12 protein-coding genes and 1 pseudogene are annotated in these 11,684 nt (G+C 60.8%); 3 read left to right on the top strand and 10 right to left on the bottom strand.

Features of this window, described 5'->3' with window-relative positions; translation table 11 throughout:
- Nucleotides 1–129 precede the first annotated feature (129 nt).
- Nucleotides 130–516 carry a hypothetical protein gene (locus IQK56_RS26685; protein WP_193864192.1) on the top strand — a complete coding sequence of 129 codons (387 nt, stop codon included), beginning with the start codon at nucleotides 130–132 and terminating at the stop codon, nucleotides 514–516.
- Between the two features lie 68 nt (nucleotides 517–584).
- On the opposite strand, the gene IQK56_RS26675 is transcribed toward IQK56_RS26685, so the two are convergent.
- The 5 genes from IQK56_RS26675 to IQK56_RS26655 form a co-directional block, all read right to left on the bottom strand.
- Entirely contained in the window at nucleotides 585–1,814 is a 1,230-nt protein-coding gene (locus IQK56_RS26675) for a M20/M25/M40 family metallo-hydrolase (RefSeq protein WP_193864191.1), read from the bottom strand.
- Between the two features lie 46 nt (nucleotides 1,815–1,860).
- Nucleotides 1,861–2,919 (bottom strand): diguanylate cyclase, encoded by a 1,059-nt coding sequence (locus IQK56_RS26670; RefSeq protein WP_122305758.1) that lies wholly within the window; start codon nucleotides 2,917–2,919, stop codon nucleotides 1,861–1,863.
- A 106-nt stretch (nucleotides 2,920–3,025) separates the two neighbouring features.
- On the bottom strand, nucleotides 3,026–3,658 hold the full coding sequence (locus tag IQK56_RS26665; RefSeq protein WP_122305757.1) for a LysE family translocator: 633 nt from the start codon (nucleotides 3,656–3,658) through the stop codon (nucleotides 3,026–3,028).
- A 69-nt stretch (nucleotides 3,659–3,727) separates the two neighbouring features.
- Nucleotides 3,728–4,597, bottom strand: coding sequence for a sugar phosphate isomerase/epimerase family protein (locus IQK56_RS26660; RefSeq protein ID WP_193901884.1), 870 nt, complete (start codon nucleotides 4,595–4,597; stop codon nucleotides 3,728–3,730).
- A gap of 26 nt (nucleotides 4,598–4,623) precedes the next feature.
- The gene (locus tag IQK56_RS26655; RefSeq protein WP_016968943.1) at nucleotides 4,624–4,788 is read right to left on the bottom strand and encodes a rubredoxin; all 165 of its coding nucleotides are present in this window, start codon (nucleotides 4,786–4,788) and stop codon (nucleotides 4,624–4,626) included.
- Between the two features lie 158 nt (nucleotides 4,789–4,946).
- On the opposite strand from IQK56_RS26655, the gene IQK56_RS26650 reads away from it, so the two are divergent.
- Complete coding sequence (locus tag IQK56_RS26650; RefSeq protein ID WP_122305755.1) at nucleotides 4,947–6,353, top strand: aminotransferase-like domain-containing protein; 1,407 nt, start codon at nucleotides 4,947–4,949, stop codon at nucleotides 6,351–6,353.
- Between the two features lie 4 nt (nucleotides 6,354–6,357).
- Here the strand turns inward: IQK56_RS26650 and IQK56_RS26645 are convergent, their stop codons facing one another.
- The 5 genes from IQK56_RS26645 to IQK56_RS26625 form a co-directional block, all read right to left on the bottom strand.
- On the bottom strand, nucleotides 6,358–7,776 hold the full coding sequence (locus IQK56_RS26645; RefSeq protein WP_150761332.1) for a M10 family metallopeptidase C-terminal domain-containing protein: 1,419 nt from the start codon (nucleotides 7,774–7,776) through the stop codon (nucleotides 6,358–6,360).
- Nucleotides 7,777–7,932: 156 nt separating this feature from the next.
- Complete coding sequence (locus IQK56_RS26640; RefSeq protein ID WP_122305754.1) at nucleotides 7,933–8,598, bottom strand: methionine ABC transporter permease; 666 nt, start codon at nucleotides 8,596–8,598, stop codon at nucleotides 7,933–7,935.
- Nucleotides 8,595–9,341 (bottom strand): methionine ABC transporter ATP-binding protein, encoded by a 747-nt coding sequence (locus tag IQK56_RS26635; RefSeq protein WP_193864190.1) that lies wholly within the window; start codon nucleotides 9,339–9,341, stop codon nucleotides 8,595–8,597. Before IQK56_RS26635 ends, IQK56_RS26640 begins: the two co-directional genes overlap by 4 nt.
- Nucleotides 9,338–10,132 (bottom strand): MetQ/NlpA family ABC transporter substrate-binding protein, encoded by a 795-nt coding sequence (locus IQK56_RS26630; protein ID WP_150677008.1) that lies wholly within the window; start codon nucleotides 10,130–10,132, stop codon nucleotides 9,338–9,340. Before IQK56_RS26630 ends, IQK56_RS26635 begins: the two co-directional genes overlap by 4 nt.
- A 14-nt stretch (nucleotides 10,133–10,146) precedes the next feature.
- The gene (locus IQK56_RS26625; protein ID WP_150761331.1) at nucleotides 10,147–11,184 is read right to left on the bottom strand and encodes an isopenicillin N synthase family dioxygenase; all 1,038 of its coding nucleotides are present in this window, start codon (nucleotides 11,182–11,184) and stop codon (nucleotides 10,147–10,149) included.
- Between the two features lie 312 nt (nucleotides 11,185–11,496).
- On the opposite strand from IQK56_RS26625, the pseudogene IQK56_RS26620 reads away from it, so the two are divergent.
- Nucleotides 11,497–11,684, top strand: a pseudogene (locus IQK56_RS26620) (ribonucleotide-diphosphate reductase subunit beta); the annotation flags it as partial.

The raw sequence follows: 11,684 nt of genomic DNA, 5'->3' as shown, positions 1-11,684 counted from the left end.
AAGCCTGCTCACCACAAAGGCCCACTCGGACGGACGTATAGACTCCACAGCTATTTTAGGTGCCTCACCCGCCACCGAAGACGGCACCTTAATTGGGTACACAATATTGACTCCCAACAGGGAACACCCATGAAATCACGTGAAATAATCATCCTCAACAAGGGTATACGTGAAAGCGCAGTGGTCGAATACGAAGCGGGAAAGCCAACTCTTAGCCTGCTGTTGAATAATGGCGAACGAAAAACCTATACAGCACCAGACCTGTTCGACAGCTTTGGCTTATTGAGAGCCGATTTGAAAAATATTAGTTTTTTGTGCAAGGGCTCAAAAATCAATGTTCACACATCTGGAATGTCCTCACATATGTCGAATGGCCTTATTGCCTACGAACTGACTATGGGCAACCCAGACGGCGAATACGTACATATTTTTGCTTACGAGGATCGCGACCTCACCAACGACATTCAGCAGCAACATGATTTCTGCCAACGCTGGTCCGAATCAATTCAAGACTAATCGCACCACTTTCTGTGGTAAGCAGGGCAAGCCTGCTCACCACAAAGTCCACACTGTGTACCGTCAATTCACCGCTTCGCCAATTCCATAATCATTCGACTCAACAGGTAAACCCGAGGCACCACACTCTCCACCTCCGCATACTCCTCGGCCGTGTGAATATTGCCCCCCACAATTCCAAAACCATCCAGCGTCGGTGTCCCCACTCCGGCCGACAAACTCGCATCCGCCGCGCCGCCGCTGCCTTCAATGGTCAGCTTCTTGCCCAATTCCCCATAGATCCCTTGGGCAATCGCTACCAACTTGTCCGACTCCGCCGTCTGTGGCATTGGCGGCAGGCCGCGTTTGAGGGTGGTGGTCACTTCGGTGTCCGGGATCAGTTTGTTGGCTGAAACCCGCACCAGGTCTTTCTCGATCCGATCAAACTCTTCCGGCAAGGCTGCGCGGACATCCGCCTTGGCGGTGGCTTGGTCTGGAATCACGTTGGTGCGGTCGCCGGCCTTGATCACGGTGAAGTTGATGGTGGTTTTCTTCTCTTCATCACCCAGCTTGCCCAGTTGCAGGATCTGGTGCGCGGCTTCCATGGCGGCGTTGCGGCCCAGTTCCGGGGCAACGCCGGCGTGGGCAGCTTTGCCTTTGACTTCGACCACGGCGGTGGCGCTGCCTTTGCGCCATACCACCAGGCCGTCGGCGGGGCGGCCGGGTTCGAGGTTGAGGGTGACGTCGTGGGCCTTGGCGGTGGTGCGGATCAGCTCGGAGGCGATGTCGGAGCCGGTTTCTTCGCTGGCGTCGAGCAGGAAGGTGATTTGCGCGTAGTCCTTGAAACCTTGGTTTTTCAAGATTTTGAGTGCGTAGATGCCTGCGACGATGCCGCCCTTGTCATCCATTACGCCGGGGCCATAGGCGCGACCGTCCTTGATGTGAAACGGGCGTTCTGCAGCCGAGCCTTCCTTGAACACGGTGTCCATGTGGGCCATCAGCAGGATCCTGGCCTTGCCGGTGCCCTTGAGGGTGGCAATCACATGGTTGCTGTTGGCGGCGGCGTCCGGCACGCGTTCGATGGTGAAGCCCAACTGCTTCAGCTCATCCACGGCGATGTCGCTGACCTGGGTCAGGCCCGGCCCGTAGCCGGAGCCGGAGTCGATATTCACCAGGCGCTCCAGCAGTTTCAGGGCCTCGGCCTTGTACTGCTGGGCATCCGCCTGGATCTGCTTGTGGGGTTCGGCGCTGTAGGCCGGGAGTGCGAAGGACAAGGCCAGCGTGGCGGCCAGGAGCGTACGGGGGAAGGTGAAGAGCATAAACCGGTCCTTGTTTTTTGTTGGGGGGCCGCCACACCCTACCCCACTAAACGGACCGCAACCAACTCCCGTGCACCGCGCTGACACGGTTGCGCCCGCTGCTCTTGGCTTCATACAGTGCCTGGTCGGCATCGTTGAGCCAGCCGATGGAGTCGGCATGTTCGGGTTGATACGGCGCCAGGCCGATGCTCAAGCTGGCACGCAACGTCGAGTCCTGGGCGTATGCCAGGGCGTTGAAGCGATCACGCAACGCATCCATCACTTCCGTGGCCCGGTTGAGCGGCATTCCCGGTAGGATCACGCAGAATTCGTCGCCGCCGTAGCGTCCGGCCAGGTCGGTGGCGCGCAGGTTCTGGCGCAGTATTTTACCGAGTTGGCGCAGGACGATATCGCCCGTGACGTGGCCGTAGGTGTCGTTGATGGTCTTGAAATGGTCGATGTCGATCAGCGCAATCGCGGCGCCCTGCTGCTCGCGGCGGCAGCGTTGGAATTCAATCTCCAGGTGATCTTTCCAGGCGCCATGGTTGAGCAGCCCGGTCAGGCTGTCGGTGCGGCTCAGGGCGAGTAATTCACGTTTGTGCCGGGCCAGGTTTACGGCCTGGCGGTAGCAGATCCAGCCAAGCGCCAGGGGATACAGCATCAGGATCGGCAGGCATGCGTAGAGTTGGGCCTGGGTGGTGGTGGCGACAAAGGCCGGCGCGAAGATCAGCAGCGAGGCGCCGATGCCCAGCGCCTGCGCCAACCACCCCGCCAGCATCAGGCGCGGGCCGCCGAGGGCCACGTTGTTCATGGTCATCATCGACAGTGTGGTGACGCTGGGCAGCGGGTTGAAGTGCATGGCACCGACCCAGAAGCCGCCACAGAACGAATCGAACAACAGGTTGCCACGCTCAGTGCGCAGCGTGTTGGCGGTTCTCAAGGAAAGTTGGAACGCCAGATGGGGCCAGACAAACGCGTTGATGAGCATCCACGCCCACACCCAGGGGGACGGGTGCAGCGGATACATGCCAAAGACCACACACACCAAACCGAGCGTCAGCCCCAGGGTACGGGATTTGTACAAGCGAATAGCGAGCGGAAGTCCTTTTCCTCCGGCGGCTGGCATGGTCGGGGTTAATCCTGGATGAATGCCTGGAGTCTATCAGGGCGCCAGTAATTCGCCACTACCACTCATAAGCTCATTACCCGCGCAAATGCCCGATCCAAAGCGCTCAGTGGGAAAAGCCCCGGGCCAGCATCAACGCTACACCCAGCAGCAGCACCGCCGTGACCCGCTGCAGCAGCACGCGGCGCCTGGGGTTTTCCAGGACGTGCTTGATGCGCTGGCCGAAGTAGCAATACAGGCAGCCGCTGGCAAATTGCAGCAACAGGAACGTCGCGCCGAGGATGGCGATATCCGCCGCCGAACTGTGCTCCCCTGCCCCGGCAAACTGCGGGAACACCGCGCTGAACATGATGATGGTCTTGGGGTTGGAAAACCCGGTCAGCAGCCCTTTGCCGAACAGGCTGCGCGAGCCCTCCACGGCGCCGGCCCTGCCGATCGCCACGCCGCTGCTGGTCCACTGTTTGTAGGCCAGGTAAAGAATGTAGGCTACGCCGACAAACTGGATGGTCTGGGTGATCGCGAGGTTGCCCTTGATCAACTCCGAGAAGCCCACGGCGAAAATCAGGATCGAAATCAGGTACGACACACTGGCGCCGATCTGCGCGGGGATCGAGCTGCGCAAACCGTCCTTCAAGCCCAGGCTCAGCAGCAACAGGGTCATGGGGCCGGGGCTGAAGGTCATGGTGGCGCAGAACAACAGGAAATAGAGAAACGAAGACAGGGTTAACGCAGTGGTCATGGGCCAGGGCCTTCAGTAAGTAGAAACGACAGCCGTGGGACGGGCGCACCGGCGCCGCCCCGGCTTCCATCAAGCGACAGCGATCTCGGTGGCCAGGGATTCGCGGTACATCACCGCCAGCTCACCGAGGGCGGCCTTGGCCGTCTGGTTGCGGGTTTCGAAGGCCACAAGGCCTTTCCAGTTGGTTTCGACAATGGCCTGCACCACGTCGGCGTAATCGCAGTTACCGTCATGAATGCCGAAGTGCTGGTCCTGCACGCCATTGTTGTTGCTGAAGGAAATGCCCTTGATCAGGTGGTGATACTTGCGCACCACCTCGGCCGGCAGGCCGTTCTCGATATTGGCGTGGCCGGCGTCGAGGAAGAAGTACACGTTGCTGTGGGCCTGCAGGCGCTCGAACACAAAGGCGTATTCCGCTTCGTGGGTGAAGATGTAGTGGAACGGCCGGTAGTTGACGTAGTTCGACAGGTTTTCCAGGTAGATGTCCACGCCCTTGGCCTCGGCGTACCGTGCCAGTTCCTGCACCGACTTGAGGTAGTGCTCCAGGGCGACTTTCTTGGCCATCAGCACCATTTTTGGTTCGACGATGCAGCCCCCGTGGATGATCAACGGCGCGCCCAGACGGCTGGCAATGTCGACTTCCTTTTTCACATACGCCACGGCCGCCACGCGAAAGGCTTCGACGTCACTGCCCAGCGGCGCCTTGAAGTTGCCGTGGTAGACGGGCTTCACACCGGTGGCCGCGATCTGCACTTGCAGGCTGGCGATGCGTTCATCGGTCCAGTCATCGACCATTTCGCCGAACAGACTGCCATCGATATACCAGTGAGTGCAGCCGCCTTCGATGGCGGTGTCCAGGCCCTTCTCGGCGGCCAGGTATTTCTGGTGGGCCACGCCGGTACAGAACGGTACGGCGGCGTTGATCAGATTACTTTCCATGGAGCGATTCCTTTCGTGATGGAGGGTTACAGTTCAATGGCCATGAAATCGGCCTTGGTCACGCCGCAATCCGGGCATGTCCAGTCTTCCGGCACCTCTTCCCAAGGGGTGCCGGCCGGGATTCCGTCTTCAGGAATGCCCAATTCTTCTACGTACATAAATCCGCAGGGCGCACACATATAAGTCTTCATGAGAATGCGAAATCCATGGCTCGCTGGTAGGAAAGTTCGCCAATTCCCGGCGAGATGGCGCGCAGTCTAGGGCAGCGGCATTGCACAAGGCAGGTGAAGTGATGCCTAATCCGGCCTAACTTCACCGGTAAAATCACCTGTAAACACAAGGAAGGTTTATGTTCGTATCCGCCATCGCCTTTGTGGACGGCACGCCGAAGGTGCAACAGATCGTCGAGGCGTTCAGCCAGGCCATCGAGAACGGCGAATGGGCGCCCGGCAGCAAGTTGCCATCGGTGCGCGAACTGACCCAGACCCTGGGCGTCAGCAAGTTCACCCTCAATGAAGCCCTGGACCGCCTGCGCGGGCGCCACCTGCTCACCTCAAGCCAGGGCCGTGGCTACTTTGTGGCGATGGACAGCGCACGCCCGGCCTCGGTGGCGTGGGTCGACCTGCTGCCCCAGGATCTGCTCAGCGTCTTGCGTCGGCCCCTGGTCACTGCCAGCGGCGAACTGCGTCCCGGCGGCGGCCACCTGCCGGAAGAATGGCTGGACGCCGACGCCATCCGCCAGGCCATGCGCAGCGTGGTGCGCGCGCCGTCGCTGCGCATCGCCGGGCTGGGCACGCCAGCCGGGTTGCTGCCGTTGCGCCAGGCCCTGCAACAGAAGCTGCACGGCGAAGGGTTGTCGGTGCCGGTGGAGCAGATCATCACTACCCCCAACACCGTGCAGGGCCTGGACATGCTCATGCGCCTGCTCGCCCGCCCCGGCGACACGGTGCTGCTCGACGCGCCGTGCTACTTCAACTTCCACGCCAACCTGGCGCTGCATGGCGTCAAGGTCGTAACCATCCAGCGCCGCCCGGATGGTTTCGATTTCGTCGCCCTCGAACAGCGACTGGCCGAACACCGGCCCAGCCTGTACTTGACCACCAGCGTGCTGCATAACCCGACCGGCCATTCCTTCAGCCCAAGCCAGGCGTTTCGGCTGCTGCAACTGACCCAGCAGTACCACTGCCATATCGTCGAGGACGACCTCTACGGTGACCTTCACCCCAACCCGCCACCGCGCCTGGCGGCCGTCGCCGGTCTGGATCAGGTCACCTACCTGTCGGGCTTTTCCAAGATTCTGAGCGCCAACACCCGCGTCAGCTTTGTGGTGGCCGCACCGCAACTGGCGGCCAACCTGACCAATATGAAGTTGATGAGCGGCGGCGTGACCTCGGAGCTGTTCGAGCAGATCGTCTACCGCATGCTCAGCGAAGGCAGCTACGCCAAGCACCGCAAGCGCATGGTCCAACGCTTGATGGAGGCCGGGGGGCGCGTCGAGCAATGGCTCAAGCGCTGCGGCTGTGAGTTGCCGATGGCGTATGAAGGCGGGATGTTTATCTGGGCGCGCCTGCCACCGGGGGTCAACGGCGAACTGTTGGCCCAAGAAGCATTGAAACGCAGCATGGTGCTGGCGCCGGGCGCGCTGTTTGGCTACGACCCGGCCCATCGTGATTCGATGCGTTTTAATGTGGCCCATACCGATGAGCCACGGGTGCAGCGGGTGTTTGAAGGGCTGTTGCGCCAGACCCTCCGGTAGGGAATCAACCTACGATATCGCCGCGTTGCAGTTTGCCCTCCACCTCAAGGACAAAGGGCGCCTCACTATGCTTGCCGGCAATCTGCAACGAACTCATGTTCAGAACCGGGTTATAATCTAGCCTCGCCTCACCGGCGGCCCCGGAAAATTCGTTGACGAACGTCAGCGCATCCTTGCCCATTGCCGCCCTGAGGCCAGACACATCGACACTATCTTCTCCGCTGACAAAATCCATGATCCGATCGCGGGAGCCCTGAGTCGATTCACTGGCATTCCCGTAGACAAATACGTCCTTGCCCGCTCCACCCCACAGTGTGTCGGCACCTTGACCGCCGTATAAGCGGTCGTTGCCGTCGCCGCCTTTCAGCGTGTTGTCAGCCTCATTACCCACCAGCGCGTCGTTGCCGGCACCGCCGATGGCATTCTCAATGGTTGTACCGTGGGCGATAGAGATATTGCCCTTGAGGCCGCCCACGTCGGAGAAGGTCCCTTCCCTCAGGCTGATTTGCTGATCCTGGGGGTACCCGGAGAAGTCCAGTGTATCGACGCCGCCGCCATCCCAAATGGATGCCACGATTTTGTCGCCAGGGGCCTGGACACTCAGGAAATCTCGATCCGTATTAGAGTTGAAACCATAGGTCGTGTCGTCGTTGCGGGTCTCGCGGTTGGCACCGTATTTCTTCTGGTAAGCACTGATATCGTCCAGTTGCGGCGCCGACGCCTTAAATCCTTGGTGGTTCATGTAGGTATTGCGCTCGCCTCTGTAGCTCATGACGGTGTGGCTAAGAGAATCCTCATGGGAATCGACCTGCCCTTGTTTCAACCCGGTACCCTCATAGACTCCAGGGTGGGCGAGCCCCATAGCGTGTCCCAGCTCATGCGTGATGGTGTTCCGACCGGAACTGCCAAGGGCCGCGTCGGCAACCGCCGACTCTTTTTTTGTATTCACAAACCAGACATCACCACCGTTTTTATCGGCGGGGCCAGGATAATGGGCATGGTGGGTATTAGGACGGCCAGTGCCATCAGTCCTCTGGCCGTAATTGCCGATCGTGATATGCCCCTCGCTGCTGGGGCTTCTCGGCCCCTGGGTGAACTGCACGTTGGCCACATCTTCGATAGCTTGCAAACTGAGCACGGTCTGTTTCCGTTGGTTTTCGCCAACCGGCGTCAAGCCGGCTTTGCCGGACTGGCGTGTATCCGCGCCGGCTGGAGGAGCGCGAAACTCATAGGTCACATCGGTACGTCCATCACCATTTTCGTCCGACCAGCCAGAGCTCTTTCGCCATAGCTGTTGGGTGGCGTCATCTGACGACTTGGACTGCAATCCCTTGTGCGCAATGCCCTCACCGCGTTGATCGCGCTGCATTAATTGCTGGAGTGTCTGGAAGGTGGTGCTCGTGTGCGGGGAAATCGTGGTCATGCGCATACTCGGCTCAGGCTAGGGAGCCGGATTATCAGTACTGCGCCTGAGCCGCGATGTAAGAATTGTGCGAAACAGCCAAGCGTTTGCTCTGATAACAGCCGGGCAATCGACGCGCCAAGCGGTAGGAAATCAGCACCGCACGGCGCGGTCGCTCTAGCGGCGATGGGCCAGGGACCGCACGCAACGATCCCCCAGGCTCTGCACGCCCTGTACCAGCACCACCAGCACGATCACCGTGACCACCATGATCTGGTTATTGAAACGCTGGTAACCGTAGCGGATCGCCAGGTCACCCAGCCCGCCGCCGCCGATCACCCCGGCCATGGACGAAAAGCCGATCAGCATCACCAGGGTCAAGGTCACACCGGCCACCAGCGCCGGCAAGGCCTCGGGCAGCAGCACCTTGAGGATCACATGGCGAATATCACCGCCCATGGCCACGATGGCTTCGATACGGCCCTTGTCCACTTCATCCAGGGCGGTTTCGACAATGCGCGCAAAGAACGGAAACGCGCCAATGGTGATCGGCACCACGGCGGCGGTACTGCCCAGGGTGGTGCCGACGATCAGGCGTGTCAGTGGGATCAGCGCGATCAACATCACCACGAACGGCAGTGAACGCCCCAGGTTGATCACCCCGCCGAGCGCCCGGTTGAGGCGGGGCAACGGCAACAGGCCATCGCGTCGGCTGATAAACAGCAACACGCCCAACGGCAGGCCGATCAGCAAGGTAAACAACCCGGCCAGCAGCACCATGTAGAGGGTTTCGCCGGTGGCGTTGAGCAACAACTGCAGGATGTCGTTCCAATCGGTTTTCATACGGCCCTCACCACTTGCAGGCTCGGCGCCAGCGAACGGCCCAGGCGTGAAGACGGGTCGGCCTGCAATTGCAGGAGCGTGCCGCTTTCCACCACGCGCCCATCGGCCAGGGACACTGCGCTGTCGCAGATGGCCTTGACCACGTCCAGTTCGTGGGTGATCAACACAATGGTCACGCCGAGTTGCCGGTTGATGTCGCGCAACAGTTCAAGAATCGAGGCGGTGGTTTCCGGGTCGAGGGCGCTGGTGGCTTCATCCGACAGCAAATAGGCCGGCCGCGCTGCCAACGCACGGGCAATGCCGACGCGCTGCTTCTGCCCGCCGGACAACTGCGAAGGAAACGCCTGGGCCTTGTCACTCAAGCCCACCAGGGCCAGCAGTTCTGCGACGCGCGCAGCGCGTTCGGGCTTGGGCACCTTGGCGATTTCCAGCGGCACCGCGACGTTATCCGCCACGTTGCGCGAATGCAGCAGGTTGAAGCCTTGGAAGATCATGCCGATGCGCTGGCGTTGCTGGCGCAGTTGCTTGTCGCTGAGCTGGGTCAGGTCCTCGCCGTCGAGCAGGATACGCCCGGATGTGGGCCGTTCGAGCAGATTCAGGCAGCGCAGCAAGGTGCTTTTACCCGCGCCGCTGCGCCCGACGATGCCGAAGATCGCGCCGTCGGCGATCTGCAACGACACGTTATCCAGCGCCGCCGGCTGGCCGTCGGCGTAGGTTTTGCTGACACCCTCGACAACGATCATTCGACGGCCACCGGAATCACCGAACCGGCGTATTTCTCGGTAATGAACTTGGCCACCGCCGGCGAACGCAGATCATTGGCCAACTGCTGGATGCGCGGGTCTTGCAGCAGCTTCGGCGTGGTCACCAGGATATTCGCGTAGGGGTTGCCCTTGGCCTGCTCCAGGCCCAAGGCATCCTTGGCCGGTTCCAACCCGGCTTCCAGGGCGAAGTTGCCATTGATCACGGCCAGGTCCACATCATCCAAGGCGCGGGGGATTTGCGGCGATTCGATTTCCAGGATCTTCAAGTGCCTGGGGTTTTCGGCAATGTCCTTGGGTGTGGCCTGGTCCTTGGAGGCGTCGTTGAAACCGGGCTTGAGCTTGATCAGGCCGTTGGCTTGCAACAGGTACAGGGCACGGCTGAGGTTGGTGACATTGTTCGGCACCGCCACAGTGCCTTTGTCCGGAACCTGGGCAAAGCTTTTGTGGCGGCGGGAATAGATGCCCAGCGGCTCGATATGCACAGTGGCGGCCACGGCGAACTTCTGGCCCAGGGCCTGCTCCTGGGAATTGAGGTACGGCAAGTGCTGGAAGTAATTGGCATCCACATCGCCATGGGCCAGCAGTTCGTTGGAATTCACACCGCTGGGGATTTCGATGATCTTCAGGTTCAGGCTCGGGTCGAGTTTCTGCACGTATTCCAGGATCTGCGCGTGGGGAATCGGGTCAGCGGCCACGCGCAACGCATCGGCGGCCGACACACTGAATGAGGCCAGCAACGCCGCCAGGGTAAGGGTGGTGGTTTTCAACATGGGTGATCTCCTGATCAGGCGGACAGTGCGTGGGGCAACGTGGCGTCGGTGTAGAAACGTTGGGCGACATCGGGGTGGGAACGCAGGCGACCCTTGAGGTAGTTCCAGCCCACGTCACGCAGCAACGGGTTGCGCGGATCGCTCTCGGGGCCGTGGGCATCGCGCAACAGCTCGGGCGCCAGTTGGTACACCGGCACCACTGCGTCCAGTTGCGCCCCCAGGAAAAACGCCAGGGACAAGCGCTCGCTGCCCACCGGCGGCGACACCACCCGGTGCACCGTGGCGCGCAGGTAACCGTTGCTGGCCAGTTCAAGCAGCTCGCCGATATTGACTACCAGGGTATCGGGGCGCGGCGACGCATCGATCCAGCGGCCCTCTTCCACTTCCACCTGCAAACCGGCCTGCTGGTCTTGCAGCAGAAAGCTGAGGAACCCGGAGTCCTTGTGGGCGCCCACGCCCTGGCGACTTTGCTGGGCGTGGCGGCCTGGGTAGCGGATCAACTTGATATGTTCGTTGGGTGTGTCGCCGTACAGTGCGTCAAACGCGTTTTCCGGCAGGGACAGGGCTTGGGCGAAGGCGCGCAGCAGGCGCAGCGCCATTTGCGTCATCGCCTGCTGCCAGCCCAACACCAGCGGCTTGAGGTGGGGCAGCGCAGTCGGCCATTGGTTGGGGCCTTGCAGGCGCGCCCAGGCGGCCGGGTATTGGTCCACCGGCAAAGGCTCGCGCTCGGCGCCGACGTCGAACTGTTCGCGCAGATCCGGTTGGCCACGGGTGATCTCGGAGGCGGCGCGGTTGTAGCCGCGAAAATGCGCTGAATTGAGCATGGCCACCGCCAGCTTGTCGGCCTCGGGCAAGGCAAAAAATGCGCGCGCCTGTTGCTGCACTTCGGCCAACAGTGCCGGGTCGATGCCATGGCCGGTCAGGTAGAAAAACCCGATATGCCGCGCCGCCAGGCGCAGCTCATCAAGAAACTGCTGACGCTGCTGCGCACTGCCCTCGAGTTGCGACAGGTCCAACAGCGGCAAGGTAGTGATTGACTGCACGTGGGACATCGGCGGCTCGCTCCTTGAACAAAATCGGTTAGAAGCGTCCAAGCTAAACGATCTTAAAAACCGCCAATAAATATCTTTTTAGAATTAGCTTAGGCGCTGGCCTCTGCGACAGTTGCGCCCTTCTTGTTCGTTGACCAACCGTGTTACACCCCATATAGTGTGCCCACAAACAAAACAGACCACTACATAGTGTGCAGTATCGGTATTTACCGACCACACTATGCGCACTATTTCAATGCCTGACAGCCTGCAAATCGCATATTTTTGGACGGGTTCTCATGCCGTCAACACAGAACAGAAGGGAGTATTTCAATGCTGAGCTGGGATGAAGTCGACAACGAGGACACCGGTGCAGCGGTGATCAAGGGCGCCAACGCCGGCCACGCCAGTGAAGCCAACATGGACCGTCTCGACGGTGCCGGCGCTGCCGCCGCGCTGGAAGCACGCCACGTGACTGCCAACGACTCCGCCGCGATCATCCGCGCCAAGGCCGCCCTGGA

The sequence above is a fragment of the Pseudomonas cyclaminis genome, assembly GCF_015163715.1.
GTDB lineage: Bacteria > Pseudomonadota > Gammaproteobacteria > Pseudomonadales > Pseudomonadaceae > Aquipseudomonas > Aquipseudomonas cyclaminis.
Note: the sequence above shows the minus strand (reverse complement) of the source record. Positions and strands in the feature narration are given on the sequence as shown.